Genomic DNA, 17,676 nt, shown 5'->3' with positions numbered 1-17,676 from the left:
TTTAATTAATAGGAAATTTGAAAATGAAAAATATCTTTGATCCAACAGTAACAACAGAAATTATAAGTAGAATTAATAAACTAGATGCGGGCACAAAAAGACAGTGGGGAAAAATGAACGCCGCACAAATGCTTGCACACTGTAATGTAACATATGAATTAGTTTATGATAAGATTCACCCGAAGCCAAATACATTAAAGAGTTTTATTCTTAAAATATTTGTTAAACCTGTTGTGGTTGGAGAAAAACCTTATAAAAAAGATAGCCCCACCGCGCCTGAATTTAAAGTTAATGATGATAAAATTTTTGAAACAGAGAAAGGTCGGTTAATTAATTATATTTTAAAAACTCAAGAACTTGGTGCGGCTAAATTTCATAACAAAGAATCTCATTCATTTGGGGCACTTACTAAAGACGAGTGGAACAATCTTTTTTATAAGCATCTCGATCACCATCTAAATCAATTTGGTGTGTGATCTTAAGTATTTAATAGTAATATCCGATCGAAAAATAAAATAAAACATCTCCCCAGCTAATTGGATTTTGGGGAATATCTTTTCTTAGTAAAAAGCTTCGTCCAACAGCAAATTCGGCGGGACCAATTGGTGTATCAAAGGCAATAGATCCGCCAATTCCATGTCTTAAATCTTTAAATTTAATTTGATCTTGCTCAGGCCAAGCTCGCCCCAAATCATATCTAATATTTAAATATGTATCAAAGAAAATTACAATGGGTAATTTGTATCGATACATTAAAGACGCAAGAAATATTTGTCTTCCCCTAAATTCATAATCGTGCATACCAAAAAAGGATTCTTGTCCACCAAGTGAATATTGTTGGCTTAGTGGAAGGGTTTTATCTGCAAATCCAAATTTTATTTTTGGAGAGATGACAGAGCGGTTAAATAAAGGAAAATAATTTTTATACTCAAAACTAATGTTGCTGTAGCCAACTTCTCCGCCCAATACTGAAAACGCAGTTTCGTAAAACCCAGAAAAATAAACCCCTTTTTCTGGAAATGGATATTTATCCTGCGTATCGATGGTTGATGAAATTTTTAAGCTCACAATTTTTGTTTTAAATGGATCGGTTGAATTATTTTCTATGTTTTTAATTTCATCAAACTGATATCTGCCTTCAAAAATCAGATTACCAAAACGACCCACCTGGGTTCCGACGCCAAGCGATATCCCGTAAAATATTTGCCGATACATTCCGGTTTCAACACGAGAAAAATTTTTGCTTTTTAAGGTCTTATCCTCTGAATATACCTTCACATCGTTAAATCTATAAAACGCATTAATTTTATAAGTAAAATAAGTATCAAAAACTCTATTTGCCTTTTGTTCTAGTATAATTGCGCGATTATTAAGTCCGCCAAATAATATTAATCCAAGCTCTGTTCCGGTACCAAATAAATTTTCATCCCGTACATCTAATCCCAATTGGGTGCGGTATTCATTATCACTTCTAAAACTTATTCTTAGCAGGCTTGATGGTTTTTCATCTACGCTTATAATAAGAATGTTTTGCCCGTTATCTTCTTTCACAACAACGTCAATGTTATCAAATAGTTTGGTGCTTCTAAGGTTGATCAATCCCCTTTGTACTTCTTGAATACGAAAAAAATCTCCCGCATTAAAATCAAATTCTCTTGTTATAACATTTTTATTCGTGGTGTTGTTTCCTGCTACATCAACGCGAGAAATTAGCCCTTCATCAACAAAGATTTTTAATCGCTTTTCATCCGGGTTATATTCAATGCTTTGAATCTCTGCAAGTGAGTATCCTTCATCTCTATATAACTGAATGAGCTTAATTACTGCGGCAAGAACTTGCCTCCCTGAAAAGTGCTTTCCCTTTAATGAAGAGAATATTTCACTGATTTTATTGGAATGAATTAATGAAATCCCAATTAAATCAATATTGCCAATTAGCGGGCTCTCTTCTTTTATAAGATCAATAATCGACGCTTCTTCGGTAATGCTAATTTGTACTGATAAATTTTTATAGTCACCCGTTTCAAAAAGCTTGTACAGATCGTAGTTGATTTTTTTGTTAGATATTGAATCCATTGATTCATATCCAAAAAAGAACGCCTTCTCCTTTAAAGATAAGTTGTCACTTAGCTTTATTTTATAAAAATATTTTTCTCCTTCTATAAGGGAGTTGTAATTGGCAGAATCTATTTTTTCTTTTAGTGTATTAACCAGTGGTTTTGCTGATTGATAGCCAAGAGAAATTAGGCTATCAACCCTATTAAAATCTGTTAAAAGTATATTGTTTAGTCTTGGACTAACTACAAAATCTGCCTTGCTTATCTGCTCGGTATTGTTTTGTTTCATTGGAATGCTAACTATTTGATCGGCAACAATCCATGGTGTTGAAAGATTTTCTTCCGGCCAAAGGTCACTGGTTGTGTTAACCGCTATAACAAAATCACCACCGTTGTTCTTTGCCACATCAACAGGAATGTTTGCAACAAGGCCGCCATCAACCAATAACAACGAATCCATTTTTACTGGAGATAGAAAAAAAGTAACGCTCGAACTTGCTCGTAATGCATTGCTTAATGATCCTCGATCCATCAAAACCATTTTGCCAGTAATAAGATCAGTACAAACCGCTCGGAATTTTATCGCAAGTAAATCAAATGAAGCTTCTGAGTGAAGTGGCGCATTAAACGCGATTACATTTAAATAATTTGATAGTTTTTGACCATCATTAAACGAAGTTGGTAATATCGGATTAAGCCCATCAAGCCTTAGTGAAAAGATTGCTCTGTCTTCAGTAACTTTTTGATCAACAAATAAATCTCTTCTGTTGGATTGTGTTTTTAAAGTAAGCAGATCATTCCAGTCTGTATCACGGGCAATAGAATCAACCTGATCAATTGTGTAACCAGCGGCATACATTCCACCAACAATGCTGCCCATGCTTGTGCCGACAATTAAATCGGGTTTAATTCCAGCTTCTTCAAAAGCTTTTAAAACCCCGATTTGAGAAAGCCCTCTTGCGCCTCCACCGCTAAGAGCAAATGCAACCTTAGGTTTCTGCGCAGGTATGAATTCGGTTAATCCAAAAGGAAGGTTTTTTTCAATAACATTTAGCGATAGTATGTATTTTGTTTGACCAAAATTATTTGAGAAAAATAATACAAGTACTAAAAATAATATTTTTATCTGTTCTCTCATTTAATTATTTAGGTTAAAAAAACAGAGCCTGTTAAAATCTATTTCTTTTTCTTTTGTTGACCTTTAGTTTGTTCTTCTGCAGCTTCCATTAGTTTAGACATGAATCCTTTTTTCTTATTTGGATTTGCAACAGGAACGAGTTCAACTGTTCCACCCTGATGATTAATATAATATTGTTGTGCTATAGACAAAACGTTAAACATAAAGTAATATAAGTTTAATCCGGATGGAAAACTCATAAACAGAAGCGTAAGCATAATTGGCATCATATAAATTAATGCTTGCTGCTTTGGATCTTTAACTGTCATTTTTTGTTGTACAAACGTTGTAATGCCCATCAATAAGGCTAATCCACTAATGTCCTGTATTCCAATAAGCGGCAACTTGGTCCCAAGATGAAAAATTACATCCGGTTGTGAAAGGTCCGTAATCCACCCAACAAAAGGCTGCTGACGTAAATCTATCGCTGATTGGAACATTCCCCAAAGAGCAACAAAAATCGGCATCTGCAATAACATCGGCAAACAACCGCCCGCTGGATTGATACCATATGTTGAGTAAAGCTTCATAGTTTCTTTATTCATCTTTTGTGGATCATCCTTAAGTTTTTCTTTTAACTCTGTAATCTTGGGCTGCAGGGCTTGCATTTTTTTCATTGATTGATAGCTGGATTTTGTAAGTGGATAAACAACTATCTTAATGATTATTGAAAAGATGATTAGAACAATTCCATAGTTTGGGATGAACGAGTTAATAAACTGAAATAGTGGCAGCAATAAATATTCTGCAATCGGTCTTACAATAAATTTTAACCCAAAAAAACTACCAAAATCAACAATCTTAACTAAGTTTCTTCCATAGGCTTCAAGTTCTTTATAATCAACGGGGCCGATATAAAGAGTAAATGATTGTGTTTCTAAAGATTGGTTTTGAAATGGAAGCGTTAGTCTTGCATCGTATTTTTCATGTAATCCATCTGCGCCTCTTTTTTCTTGTATTCCTTCAATGTAAGCACCTTCAACTTTTTTAGGATCGTCTGGAATTATAATTGCGGCAAAATATTTATTTCTAACCGTAAGCCAATCAACCCTTCCGCGGAATTCCTTTACTTCTTTTTCCCCAACTGTAGAAGCATTAACAATTACCTGTTCATCACCATAATACACGCTTGCATTTGAGTAGTTAGCCTCATCAACAGAATTTTTTTCAACAGAGCGTATTCCATTACTCCAAATTAGATCATAAGAATTATTGCTTATAACATTAGTAAATCCTGCAAAAGAAATTTTACTTTTTACTTCATACAGACTTCCAAAAAAGGTGTATGATTTTGTAAGGGTTTTGCCTGGCTCTAGCTCAAAAGAATAATTAACAATTAAAGAATCCTCTTTATTTATTTTATACATGCCGCCAGTTTTATCTGATGCAAAGGTTATTTCTTTTGTATTAATGCCTTTTCCATCAGTAGAAACAAAAGATAAATCGTAAGATCCGCCTTTATTATAATCTATAAGCTGTACATAGTTGTTATAATTTGTGTCTCCATTTTTATTTGCAGAATACCAGTTTTTAAATTTTGATAGGAAAATTTTTCTAAAGTTTGCGCCCTTGTTTGATAGCTCAAATCGAGCTAATTGTGTTTCGATTATAAGCGTTTCTTCTGGAATATTTGGATTGCCAATGTTTACGATTTCGGTCTTAATTTCTTCGGGAATTGTTTTTGCTTCGACAACGCTGTCATTAGAACTTAAATTAACGGTGTCTTTGTTTTGAGTGGTTTCATTATTTTTTTTTGGTTGCTGATTAGGGTCGGGTGCGCTTATATAAAGCCACAATACTAAAATGGCGCCAATTAAAATAAATGCAATTGTTGTTTGCTTATCCATCTATAAAACTCTAATATTAAATTACAGTTGAAGAAATCTTAATTAATTCCGGCGTGCTATGAAGTGTAGTTTTTTTTTGAAGTTTTTTTTTCAAAATAACCTATTAAATCTGTTGTATGATTTTATTCATCAGTTCAACAACACCTGGAGAAATATCTCTCAAATATATATTCTTATTACTCGCTTCAGATAGTCTGTTTGGAGAAAAAACTAAAAACAAATGAATGCTTTTATTTAAAACTTTTTCTAATAAAGGATTCTTATTAATTCTGTAAGACTCTTTAATTAATCTCTTAACCCTGTTTCTCCAAACAGCCTTGCCTGATTTTTTTGATACTGCCGCAGCTATTTTTACTTCTGAGGTATCGCTATCAACACATAAAAAATGCACCTTTAACAATCGATCCGAACTAAACAAAACATTTGCCGCGCTATAAATTTTTTCAAAATCACTTTTCTTTTTAACCCTTTCGTTTTGGGATAAAGAAAAATTTTTCAAAATAACTACATCTCATCGCTAACGGTAAGTTTTTTTCTTCCCTTTGCTCTTCGGCTTGCTAAAACTTTTCTACCGTTTTTTGTTTTCATTCTTTCTCTAAAGCCATGCTTATTTTTTCTTTTTCTGTTGCTTGGCTGAAATGTTCTTTTCACTTTGTTACTCCTATTTTACATAAAGTTTGCAAAAATATAGATAGATTCAAATTTTTCCAACAATTTTAAAGTTTAGTTGGCACTAAATCTAAAATAAGTATCTTCAATCTTCTATATAAAAAGAGGTTGCTTTGGCGTAACAACTTATAATTTTTAATAAAGAGCACTGTTTTAGCGCAATTTCTAAGTATTTGCCTTGGCAAAGGCTAAGCAAAATAACATAGATAAACTTTTTTAATCGAAAGAAAAAAATATATTTAAATAAACTTGCCGATATAAAGTTTTGTATCTATTTTTTACTAATCTTTGGTGTGTTCTTTTTGTGTTTATAACCTGTGGATAACTTCTTAATGTGAAAACGTTTCACACAATAAAGTAATCTTAAAATCAGGTAATTATTACCTTAGCTTGTTTGATAACATGAAAATAATCCTTGTAAATCATTGAAAAACAGCTGTTTATCTGGTGTTTAATAATGTTAACAACTTGTTAACTTGTTTTTTTAGCTCTATTAAATAAAAGAATTTTTCATTTTAATTATCACTTTATACGCTTTCAACTATTGTGGATAACCCTAAATTTATCAATCTAGAAACCACCAGTACTGCTACTACTACAGAGGCTAATTTGCTCTGGAAAAACTGTTTAACCCGCATTAAAGAAAACGTTACTTTAATGACTTACAACACTTGGTTTTTACCAATCAGACCTGTTAGCGTAAATGATAAAAATCTTAAAGTTCAACTTCCAAATCAATTTTTCTGGGAATGGATTGATGAACACTTTAGCACAATTGTTAAAAGAACAATTTTTGATGTACTTGGTGAAGATGGTAAGCTCTCATACATAATTGCCGATGAACAAGAGCAGAAAGAGGAATTAGCAAAAGATAATCCTGTCATTCAGGAGAGCAAAACGAAACCCATTAATACAAAAAGACCTGAACATGAAACAAACCTTAATCCACGTTACAAATTTGATAATTTTATTAAAGGCGAAGGCAATCAGTTAGCAAGAGCCGCTGCTGGTGCGATAAGCGATAATCCTGGTGGAACTTCTTTTAATCCTTTTTTCATTTATGGCGGTGTTGGATTAGGTAAAACTCATCTTATACAGTCAATTGGTAATAGCATTCTGGAAAATTTTCCAGAAAAAAAAGTAATCTATCTTTCCTCTGATTCATTTACGGTGGAATTTGTAGAAGCTATTCAAACTAATAAGGTTAATGATTTTTCTGGATTTTATAGAAATATGGATGTTTTGATAATTGATGATATTCAGTTTTTAATGGGTAAAGAAAAAACTCAGGATTTGTTTTTTCATATATTCAACACTCTTCATCAATCAAGAAAACAAATTATTCTCTCCAGCGACAAACCACCAAAAGATTTAAAAGGATTAGATGATAGATTAATTTCAAGATTTCAATGGGGACTATCTGCTGACATTCAGCCACCGGAACTTGAAATGAGAATTGCCATTCTAAAAAACAAAGCAGAAGAATATGGAATGGCTATATCAACAGATATTCTTGAGTTTATAGCCGAAAGTATTACCTCTAATATACGTGAGCTTGAAGGGTGTTTAATAAAATTATTAGCTAATGCCTCTTTAAACTCTAAAGAAATTACTATTGAACTTGCAAAAAGAACCGTTAAAGAAATTGCAACAGATAGAAAAATAAATATTACAATTGATGACATAAGTAAAGCTGTTTGTCATTACTTAAACATTGCTGAAAATAAGATAAGAGAGAAGACCAGGAAAAAGGAAATTGTTCTTGCCAGACAGTTGGCGATGTACTTTGCTAAGGAACTTACAAAGTCTTCTTTAAAAACAATTGGGCTTCACTTTGGAGGAAGAGATCATTCAACTGTAATACATGCTTGTAACAGCATCGAACAAATGCGAAATAATGATCTTTCTATGAAAGAACTGATTGATAGTATTAGAAATAAGATTGAGCTTAATTATTCCTGAAATAATTACCTAACTGTTATGAGGCTTATTCTGGAACCTTTGTTTTTATTAAGTATTTAAGCTTTTTGGGCTGTTAATAAGTTGTGAATGAATGGTATATAAATTGTTAACTACTACTGATTTCTAATAGCTCTGTTGGTAACCTAATATTCATTAGATATATAATTAACTTTAAGTGTTGATTTAATAGTTTAATTATAAAACAAAAACAGATAATACAGAGCTTATTAACATATTAACATTCTTATTATTATTATTAATTAAACATGTATATATATTAATTATTAATATTGTGTTAATTGATTTATAAATTGAATTACTTAAAATTTGAGAAACAATATTATCTCATTAATAAAATTCTAAAATGAGAGAGGAAAAAATGAAAAAACAATTAATAGTTCTTTTCACATTGGTTACAATATCAATTATAACTTTTACCAGTTGTGAACCATTTATTGAAAATAAAATTACCACTAGAAATCTTGCTGATGGTGGTGTAATATTAACTTTACGTGGTCAGGCTTATAATATTCCTGCAGGAGAAACATTAATTTTAAATGATTTTAAAAAAGGTACTTTTGCATATTCAACCGTTTACGAATTACCTTTTGGTATAACATCAGCCACTGCAACAGGTGATATTGCTGGAGAAATGAAATTACTTGCAGGTACTGAAATTTCTTTAGTTTATACTAGTGTTACTGATAGTGCAAAATATACCCTGTTTGGTGTTTTATCCTCGTCAGATGATATAAACAGAGCTGATCCTTTTGAAACACCATAGTAAATAGAGCATCACTACATTTTTTTAAGGAGTTAAATTATAAAAAGTTTAGCTCCTTTATATTTTTAAATTGATAAATATTCTAACTCGCCTTTAAAATTTAATCTCTTAATTTTCATTGAAATTACCTCTATTTTTAGTATTTTTATGCGCTTCAAAAGGAGATATTTTTATATGGAATTCAAGATAAACAGCAAAATATTGGAAAAATTATTAGCCAAAATTATTCCTGCTGTTCCATCACGCACGCCAATGCCTATATTGGAAAACTTTCTGTTCGAAATAAAAGATGGTTCGCTTACAGTTAGCGCAACCGATCTTGAAATTGCATTGCGTTCATCATTAAACGTGGCTGCGGAAAAAAATATTAAAATAGTTGTTCCAGCCAGATTGCTTTATGATATCGTTAGATCATTGGAAGATACACAAGTAAACTTTTTAGTTGATGGTAAGGGGAAAATAAAAATCACAACGGATAAAGGCATTTATGGCTTAAGTTATTCTCCTTCAGAAGATTTTCCTGAAATTGCTTCAGTGTCTAAAGAAAAAGAACTTATTATAAATGGCAACGATCTAAAAAAATCGCTTGAGCAAACATCTTTTGCAATGAGCAAAGAAGATATGCGCCCTGCAATGACAGGAACATTAGTGGAATTTTCAAAAGAAGGATTAAGATTTGTAGCAACTGATGGCCACAGGTTAGTAAAGTTTATTAATAAATCTTTTGCTTCAGATACGCAGGATCAGTATATAATTCCTGAAAGAGCAATTTCGGTTTTATTAAAACAATTAGGCGATGCAGATGTAAAAATTTATTTAAGTAAAACATATGCTTCATTCATAATTAACGATCTTGAATTTATTAGTCGCCTGATAGGTGAAAAATATCCCTCCTACGGTAGCGTAATTCCTTTGGAGAATGAAAATTTTCTAACTGTAAACAGAGCAGAGTTATTGTCTGCGGTAAAAAGAATGATGCTGTTTTCCACATCAAATTCCAAACAGGTTAAGTTTTCTATTAGTGAAAATTCATTAGAAGTATCAGCAGAAGACATTGATCACGGTTCTGATGCCAAGGAAAATATTCAGTGTGATTATAAAGGTGATCCTATGGATATTGGTTTTAATACAACTTATGTTAATGATATTTTATCACATCTTGTTGGTGATCAAGTAATATTTAAACTTCACTCTCCAACAAAAGCAAGCATTATTGAGCCTGTAAAAAATAATGAGAATGAAGATATTATGATGTTGCTTATGCCGGTGCGTTTGAACAATTAAGATGATCCTGTCTCGTTTATCTCTAAGGAATTTTAGAATTCATAAGAATATTAACCTTACCTTTTCTGATACACTAAATTACATCGTTGGGGGAAACGGACAAGGAAAAACCTCAGTGTTAGAAGCGGCATATTATCTTTGCACAACTAAAAGTTTTTATGCAAAAGATATTGAAGCCGTAAGTTTTAGTGATAATGATTTTGAGGTAAATGGTTTTTTTAATGATATAACAGAAGATAAGATTAGAGTTTTTTTTTCTGTGCAAGAAAACCACAAATATTATTTTCAAAACGAAAAATTGATTTCAAGAAGTTCGCAAGTAATCGGAAAATTCCCAGTTGTTATTTTAACTCCTGCGGATCATGCCATTACACAGGGCTCTCCAGCAGAAAGAAGAAAGCTCGTTGATTCTGTTATTTCTCAGGCAAGCAGCACTTACTTAAACATTCTGTTGGATTATAATAAAACTCTTAAACAGCGCTCAGTTGTTTTAAATAGATTAAGAGAAGGATTTTCAAAGAGTGCTGTAGCTGAACTAGACGCCTGGACTGAAAAGTTAATTGAAAATGGAGTAGAATTAATTAATTATAGAAATAATTTTATTAAAAGGTTTAGTACTTATATATCAGAATCCTATAATAAAATTATAGGCAATAAAGAAAATCCAACTATACAATATTATTTCCTTGACGGCTGCAGCGAGGATGAAATTGTCAATACATTTAAATCTCTTATTGAAGATAAAAGAAACGAAGAGATAAGACGCTCTGTTAATCTAGTTGGTCCGCATAGAGATGATTTTATTTTTACGATAAATGAAATAAACTTAAGAACATATGGTTCGCAAGGACAACATAAGACGTTTCAGACAGCACTGAGGTTTGCAGAGTTTTTTTATTTAAAAGATGCAAGCGGAAAAACACCAATTTTTCTTTTGGATGATGTCTTTGGTGAGCTTGATGCTTATCGTGCCGGAAAAATAAGTGAATATCTTAAAGAGGTTGGGCAAGCATTTATAACCCTTACAGATTTTGCTGATTTTTCTTTTCTTAAAAAAGACGAAAAAGATTTAATAATAAAATTAGATAACGGAAACATTGCCTATGCCTGATGGCTTTAGAAGCATTAAAGATGTTTTTAATAATGATCCGGCATTAAAAAACATCAGAAGCGTTATAGTTGAAAACGATGTTGTTAACGATTTTGAAAAGATATTTCCCGAATTTACAAAAGTTGCAAAAGCTAGGAGCGCACAATTCTCAACACTTACCCTTAAAGTTGAAAATGCGGCATGGCGAAACGAATTAAAGTTTAAAGAAAAAGAAATAATAGAAAAAATAAATTCATATTACGGTCAAGAAAGAATTAATAGAATTAAATTTTCGGCCAAGTAAAGAATTAAAAGGAAAAAAACTTAAATGGCTAAAGTTCAAAACAATAATGATTACAGTGCAAAAAATATAAATGTTTTAAAGGGACTCGAAGCTGTTCGTAAGCGCCCGGCAATGTACATTGGCGATGTTAGTTCTCGCGGTCTCCATCACCTTATAAACGAAGTGGTTGATAATAGTATTGACGAGGCATTAGGTGGATATAATGATCGAGTTATTGTTACAATTAAAAAAGACGGAAGCGTTTCAGTTGAGGATCATGGTAGAGGAATTCCTGTTGATATGCACCCGGAAGAAAAGCGCTCTGCACTTGAAGTTGTTATGACAGTCCTTCACGCTGGCGGAAAATTTGACAAAGATTCATATAAGGTTTCCGGTGGATTGCACGGAGTTGGTGTTTCGGTTGTCAACGCACTATCTGAAAAAATGACCGCGGAAATAAGAAGAGATAATAAAATTTATTTTCAGGAATACCATCAGGGAATACCGGTTGAAAAGGTAAAACAAACAGGGACATACAAGGGTAACCAAACAGGAACCACGATTAATTTTAAGCCAGACGGCGAAATATTTAAAACAACAAAATTTAATTTTGAAACAGTCTCTGAGAGATTACGCGAACTTGCTTATCTGAACAAAGAAGTAACGATGATTCTGAAAGATGAAAATGATGGGCAGGAAGAAACCTTTAGATTTAAGGGCGGACTTATAGACTTTGTTAAATATCTCGATGAACAGAGAACAGTGTTACACAAGCCGGTATATATTGAGGGCGAAAAAGAAAACACACCTGTTGAAATTTCTTTTGAATACAGCGACTCATACTCGGAAAATGTACACTCGTATGTAAATAACATTAATACAATTGAAGGCGGAACCCACCTAGTTGGATTTAGAACAGCACTTACTAGAACGCTAAACAACTACGCATACAAAAATGGGTTGATTAAAGAGAACAACAAAATAACTCTAACCGGAGATGATTTTCGCGAGGGACTTACTGCTGTAATTTCTGTAAAGGTTATGGAGCCGCAATTTGAAGGACAAACAAAAACTAAACTTGGTAACAGCGAAGTAAAATCAGTTGTTGAAACTATAGTTGGTGAAAAATTATCAGAATATCTGGAAGAAAACCCCTCGATTGGGAAAAAAATAATTGAAAAATGTATGCGTGCTGCAGAAGCAAGAGAAGCCTCTCGTAAAGCCCGCGATCTTGTCAGAAGAAAAAATGCTTTAGACTCAATGCATTTGCCAGGTAAGCTTGCAGATTGTTCCATCAACGACCCAGAGCATTGTGAAATTTATATCGTTGAAGGCGACTCTGCGGGCGGTTCAGCAAAACAAGGCAGAGATAGAAGATTCCAGGCGATACTTCCAATCAAAGGAAAAATTCTTAACGTAGAAAAAGCAAAACTTAATAAGATTTTAGAAAACCAGGAAATTCAAACAATGGTTGCCGCACTTGGTGCTGGAATTGGGGATGAGTTTGATGCGGCAAAATCACGATATGGAAAAATTATCCTGATGACGGATGCGGATGTTGATGGAAGCCATATTCGAACATTACTTCTCACTTTCTTATACCGGCACATGAAAGAACTTATAACATCCGGAAAGGTTTATATTGCGCAACCGCCGTTGTACAAAGTAAAGAAGGGGAAAGAAGAACATTATGCCTTTGATGATGAAGAGAGAGATAAAGTTTTAAAGCAGTTTAGAAAAGATATAAAAGCAAAAGCAGGAGTAGTTGAAGATGACAGCGAGGTTGATGAAGAAGGACAGCCAAAGGGCGTTACCATTTCTCGTTATAAAGGATTAGGAGAAATGAATCCAGAACAGCTTTGGTCAACAACAATGAACCCGGAAACTAGAACAGTGTTGCAAGTAAATGTAGAAAGCGCAGCGGCAGCAGATAAGATTTTTGAAACACTAATGGGTGACGCCGTTGAACCAAGACGTGCATTTATAGAAAAGCATGCTAAGTATGCTAATCTTGATATATAATTAAAACGATTTTTTATTAAAGTAATTATTAAAACATATGACCACAATATTTGAAAAAGTTGTACCCGTTACATTAGAAGATGAGATGAAATCATCATACATAGATTATGCTATGAGCGTCATCGTTGCACGTGCATTACCTGATGTGCGAGACGGATTAAAACCTGTTCATCGTAGAGTTTTATTTGGAATGCACGAACTTGGTTTACCCCATAACAGGCCTTATAAAAAATCTGCAAGAATAGTTGGAGAAGTTCTTGGTAAATATCATCCGCACGGTGATACTGCAGTTTATGATTCTATGGTTAGAATGGTTCAGGATTTTTCACTTCGTTACCCCCTTGTTGATGGGCAGGGAAACTTTGGCTCAGTTGATGGTGATTCACCTGCGGCAATGCGTTACACAGAAGCAAGGCTTGCACGCATAGCAGATGAGATGCTCCGAGATCTTGATAAAAACACAGTTGATTTTGCAAACAACTTTGATGAGTCTCTTCAAGAGCCAACGGTAATGCCTTCTTATCTTCCTAATCTTTTAATAAACGGCGCAAGCGGAATTGCAGTTGGAATGGCAACAAACATTCCACCGCATAATATTAGAGAAGTTATAGATGGGTGTGTTGCAATGATTGAAAACCCTAAAGCAAGCGCTGCTGATTTGATGAAATATGTTCAAGCTCCGGATTTTCCAACAGGCGGAATTATTTATGGATATGAAGGTGTTAAAGAAGCTTTGCTTACGGGCAGAGGAAGAGTTGTTATCCGTGCAAAAGCAAATGTTGAAACATTAAAGAACGACAGAGAAAACATTATTATTACGGAACTACCTTACCAGGTTAACAAAGCATCGCTAATTGAAAAAATGGCTGATCTTGTGCGCCAGGGAAAGATAACCGAAATATCAAACATAAGAGATGAATCTGATCGCGATGGAATGCGAGTTGTGATAGAGCTTAAACGAGATGCACAGCCAGCTGTTGTTCTTAATCAACTATTTAAGCATACCCAAATGCAAGTTACTTTTGGCGTAATTATGCTTGCACTTGTTCATGGCTCTCCTAAGGTACTTAACTTACAGGAAATGATTAAGCACTTTTTAGATCACAGAATGGAAGTGCTTATCCGCAGGACAAAATATGAGCTAGATGCGGCAGAAAGACGAGCTCACATCTTAGAAGGCTACATAATTGCTCTTGATAATATTGACGAAGTAATAGCCACAATTAAAAAATCTAAAGACGTTGAAACGGCCAAAAGCAGCTTGATGAAAAAATTCAAGTTAAGCGAGATACAGGCTAAAGCAATTTTGGATATGAGATTACAGCGCCTAACAGGGCTGGAGCGCAAGAAAATAGAAGATGAGTATAAAGAAATTCTTAAGTTGATAGAGAGACTTACAGGAATTCTCGACAACGAAAGGACAAGAAAAAAAATTATTAAAGACGAACTTCTTGTTCTTAAAGAAAAATATGGTGATGAGCGCAGAACAGAAATTATTAAAGATTATAAAGAATTTGCTCTAGAAGATATTATTGCCGAAGAAGATGTTGTTGTAACAATATCACATGGTGGATTTATAAAACGCTTCCCTGTTAGCGGATACCGAAGACAGGGGCGTGGCGGTAAAGGCGTAACCGGTGCTGGAACCAAGGAAGATGATTTTATAGAACATATGTTTGTTGCTTCAACACACCAATACATTTTATTCTTTACGGACAAAGGACGATGCTATTGGTTAAAAGTTCATGAAGTTCCGGAAGCTGGAAGAACCGCAAAAGGAAGATCTATTGTTAATCTTCTCGATAAAGATAAGGATGACAACATTACAGCATTTGTTGCAGTTAAAGAATTCCGTGAAGATCAATACCTTATAATGGCAACAGAAAAAGGCACTATAAAGAAAACCGTTCTTTCTGCTTACGGCAATGTTCGTAAAGGTGGAATAAACGCCATCAATCTTGCTGCTGGAGATAAGCTGATAGAAGTGAAGATGACAGACGGAAAAAATGATATTGTAATCGGAACAAGCAATGGTTTTGCAATTCGCTTTAATGAAAAAGATGTGCGTGATATGGGAAGAACAGCAACTGGCGTTCGCGGAGTTAGGCTCGGCAAAGGTGATAGGGCAGTTGGTTTACTAGTTATCAGAAGTGATAAAGCTACGGTGCTTGTTGTTACGGAAAAAGGCTATGGCAAGCGTTCTGATATCGAAGATTATAGAATTACAAAACGCGGCGGCAAAGGCGTTATCACGGTTAAGACAACGGATAAAGTCGGTAAGTTAATAGCACTAATGGAAGTTGTTGATCGTGATGAGCTTGTAATTATTTCTACACAAGGAATGGTTATTAGACAAAGCGTTAAAGACTTGCGAGTGATGGGCAGAAACACTCAGGGCGTAAGAGTAATCAGACTGAACGAACACGATTCAATTGCCGATATTGCCCGCGTTGTTCCTGAAGACGATGAAGAGATTAATGGTAACGGTAAAGAACTAGAGCCATTGCTCAGCTAATTCTGTTTTATAAAAAGTAAAAGACCAAATCGCCCCAAAGCAGGGGCGATTTTTTTTATAACCAGTTATCAGTTCTTTTTGTATTTTTAATCGTAAATAATTTTAAACAGATATAATCCAGATATGAAAAATTCACTAATCATCCTTTCAATACTTTTCATAAGTTTTTTTGTTAATGCTCAAAACTCAACAGGTCTTTCAGAGATCACAAAAGAAAACCTTATTAAGAATGTAAGGATTCTTTCTTCTCATGATTTTGATGGAAGGTTACCCGGCAGCGAGGGCTATAACAAAGCCGCACAATTTGCGGCAGATAAATTTTATGATCTTGGACTAATGTTTGCCGGTGATGTTAATTATTATCAGTATTTCAATGTTGAGTATAATAAAATTAATTCTCCAGTAGTATTTAAAACAATTGTTGATGGCGATACTGTTAACGGAGAAATAGGAAAAGACTTCGTTCTTCGGGGATTTACAGGATCAAATAGTTTTACTTTGCCGGTTGTGTTTTGCGGATATGGAATATCAAGATCAGATTTATATTATGATGATTACGCCGGAATTAATGTAAAGAACAAAATTGTTATGGTGTTTAAACAAAATCCAACATGGAAAAACAATGACAAAGATTGGGGTACAAATTATCCCCGTGAAAAATCTCTTGTTGCAAAGAAACATGGCGCAAGGGGAATTTTATTTGTTTCACTTCCAAATGATGTAAATCCTCAACCGCTCATCAGCAGCGTATTACACGGCGATGGAGAACAACCACTTGATTTTCCACAACTACATATTTCATTAGCGGCGGCAAATAACTTGCTTAGCAGAACGGGCTTTTCTATTAGCGATTGCCAGACAAAGATAGACGAAAAGAAAAAACCTCTTTCTATGAATCTGACAACAAAGGCACAAGTCGAAGTAAATGCTATTTATGAAAAGAATGCGCGAACAATGAACGTGGTGGCAATGATAGAAGGAAGAGATCCGAAATTAAAAGAAGAGTTTGTTATAGTCGGCGCTCATATTGATCACGTTGGCTCACAAGCTGGCTTGTTGTTTCCCGGCGCTAACGATAATGCTTCCGGTTCATCAGGTGTTTTAGAAATTGCGAATGCATTTGTAAAAGGCGGAATAGTGCCAAAGCGCTCCGTAATATTTGTTTTATTTGCATCCGAAGAACAAGGATTGAACGGCGCCAAGCACTTTGTTGAAATCTGGAAAAGGGGTTACGATAAAATTACTGCAATGATTAATCTGGATTGCATAGGTTACGGCGATAGTATTAAGGTTGGAAACGGAACGAGCGCCCCAAATCTTTGGCAAATTGCAAACCAAATTGATGAAACAAGTTTTAACTCGATGGTTAGCAGCACATGGAACGGCGGCGGAGCGGACGCAACACCATTTCATGAAAAATCCATTCCGTGTTTGTATTTTGTTACAACAAATAGTTATGACCATCTTCACCTTCCAACAGATGAAGCAAGCACACTAAATCCAACGCTTTATGAAAAAGTTGTTAAGCTTGCTCACTTAACAGTTCTTGAAATAGCTAATGGAAATTATGAGCGCGAGGAGATTTTAAAATAAAAAAGAGTGTTTTTGAATTGGTAATATTGCTAATTGTAAACCAAGCCAAAAATTAAAAAACCTCAACTTCTTCGGGAACAAAAAAAGCATTATACAGCCTGTTCTTGAAAAAACAGAATGTATTGCTTCTGGTGGAGTATAAAGATAATCACCGGAATTCAGTTGATCAGAACCAAACCTTACCTCTCCTTCTAAAACGTAAGCTTCTTCTCCCGCAGGATGATTATGATTTGGATAAGAAGCACCCGCTTCAAACTTTAACATAAAAGTTGGTGATCTTCTTGTGGCTTCATCATATCTGAGAACCTTGACAGATATTCCCTCTGTTTTAACGCCCTCTTCAATCAATGGTTTCCATTCAGCTTCGTTTGTTTTTGTTATTTGCTTTATCAT

At 34.1% G+C, this 17,676-nt stretch carries 14 protein-coding genes; 9 read left to right on the top strand and 5 right to left on the bottom strand.

Translation table 11 applies throughout. The features are described from left to right. The first annotated feature begins 23 nt into the window (after positions 1-23). The gene (locus tag IPJ23_14335; GenBank protein ID MBK7631855.1) at positions 24-476 is read left to right on the top strand and encodes a DUF1569 domain-containing protein; all 453 of its coding nucleotides are present in this window, start codon (positions 24-26) and stop codon (positions 474-476) included. Between the two features lie 10 nt (positions 477-486). Here the strand turns inward: IPJ23_14335 and IPJ23_14330 are convergent, their stop codons facing one another. From IPJ23_14330 to rpmH, 4 genes are all read right to left on the bottom strand, one after another. Further along, the gene (locus tag IPJ23_14330; GenBank protein MBK7631854.1) at positions 487-3,195 is read right to left on the bottom strand and encodes a patatin-like phospholipase family protein; all 2,709 of its coding nucleotides are present in this window, start codon (positions 3,193-3,195) and stop codon (positions 487-489) included. 38 nt (positions 3,196-3,233) lie between these two features. Continuing rightward, complete coding sequence (gene yidC, locus IPJ23_14325) at positions 3,234-5,081, bottom strand: membrane protein insertase YidC (GenBank protein MBK7631853.1); 1,848 nt, start codon at positions 5,079-5,081, stop codon at positions 3,234-3,236. Positions 5,082-5,184: 103 nt separating this feature from the next. Continuing rightward, on the bottom strand, positions 5,185-5,580 hold the full coding sequence (gene rnpA, locus IPJ23_14320; protein MBK7631852.1) for a ribonuclease P protein component: 396 nt from the start codon (positions 5,578-5,580) through the stop codon (positions 5,185-5,187). A 5-nt stretch (positions 5,581-5,585) separates the two neighbouring features. Continuing rightward, positions 5,586-5,732 carry a 50S ribosomal protein L34 gene (gene rpmH / locus IPJ23_14315; protein MBK7631851.1) on the bottom strand — a complete coding sequence of 49 codons (147 nt, stop codon included), beginning with the start codon at positions 5,730-5,732 and terminating at the stop codon, positions 5,586-5,588. 582 nt (positions 5,733-6,314) lie between these two features. Here rpmH and dnaA point away from each other — a divergent pair. From dnaA to IPJ23_14275, 8 genes are all read left to right on the top strand, one after another. Further along, entirely contained in the window at positions 6,315-7,712 is a 1,398-nt protein-coding gene (gene dnaA / locus IPJ23_14310; protein ID MBK7631850.1) for a chromosomal replication initiator protein DnaA, read from the top strand. A gap of 379 nt (positions 7,713-8,091) precedes the next feature. Then, positions 8,092-8,496: a hypothetical protein gene (locus IPJ23_14305; protein ID MBK7631849.1), complete on the top strand. Its 405-nt coding sequence runs from the start codon at positions 8,092-8,094 to the stop codon at positions 8,494-8,496. A 174-nt stretch (positions 8,497-8,670) separates the two neighbouring features. Further along, positions 8,671-9,780, top strand: coding sequence for a DNA polymerase III subunit beta (dnaN, locus tag IPJ23_14300; GenBank protein ID MBK7631848.1), 1,110 nt, complete (start codon positions 8,671-8,673; stop codon positions 9,778-9,780). Position 9,781: 1 nt separating this feature from the next. Next, positions 9,782-10,891: a DNA replication and repair protein RecF gene (gene recF, locus IPJ23_14295; GenBank protein ID MBK7631847.1), complete on the top strand. Its 1,110-nt coding sequence runs from the start codon at positions 9,782-9,784 to the stop codon at positions 10,889-10,891. Beyond that, on the top strand, positions 10,884-11,174 hold the full coding sequence (locus tag IPJ23_14290; protein ID MBK7631846.1) for a DUF721 domain-containing protein: 291 nt from the start codon (positions 10,884-10,886) through the stop codon (positions 11,172-11,174). The genes recF and IPJ23_14290 overlap by 8 nt, the downstream gene beginning before the upstream one ends. A 24-nt stretch (positions 11,175-11,198) precedes the next feature. Next, entirely contained in the window at positions 11,199-13,175 is a 1,977-nt protein-coding gene (gyrB, locus tag IPJ23_14285) for a DNA topoisomerase (ATP-hydrolyzing) subunit B (protein MBK7631845.1), read from the top strand. A 37-nt stretch (positions 13,176-13,212) separates the two neighbouring features. Continuing rightward, the gene (gyrA, locus tag IPJ23_14280) at positions 13,213-15,690 is read left to right on the top strand and encodes a DNA gyrase subunit A (GenBank protein ID MBK7631844.1); all 2,478 of its coding nucleotides are present in this window, start codon (positions 13,213-13,215) and stop codon (positions 15,688-15,690) included. A gap of 123 nt (positions 15,691-15,813) precedes the next feature. Next, positions 15,814-17,283: a M20/M25/M40 family metallo-hydrolase gene (locus tag IPJ23_14275; GenBank protein MBK7631843.1), complete on the top strand. Its 1,470-nt coding sequence runs from the start codon at positions 15,814-15,816 to the stop codon at positions 17,281-17,283. Here IPJ23_14275 and IPJ23_14270 read toward each other — a convergent pair. Then, a complete protein-coding gene (locus IPJ23_14270) occupies positions 17,275-17,676 on the bottom strand; it encodes a cupin domain-containing protein (protein MBK7631842.1) in 402 nt (133 codons plus the stop codon). The genes IPJ23_14275 and IPJ23_14270 overlap by 9 nt on opposite strands.

Source organism: Ignavibacteriales bacterium, from assembly GCA_016709765.1.
GTDB lineage: Bacteria > Bacteroidota > Ignavibacteria > Ignavibacteriales > Ignavibacteriaceae > IGN3.
Note: the sequence above shows the minus strand (reverse complement) of the source record. Positions and strands in the feature narration are given on the sequence as shown.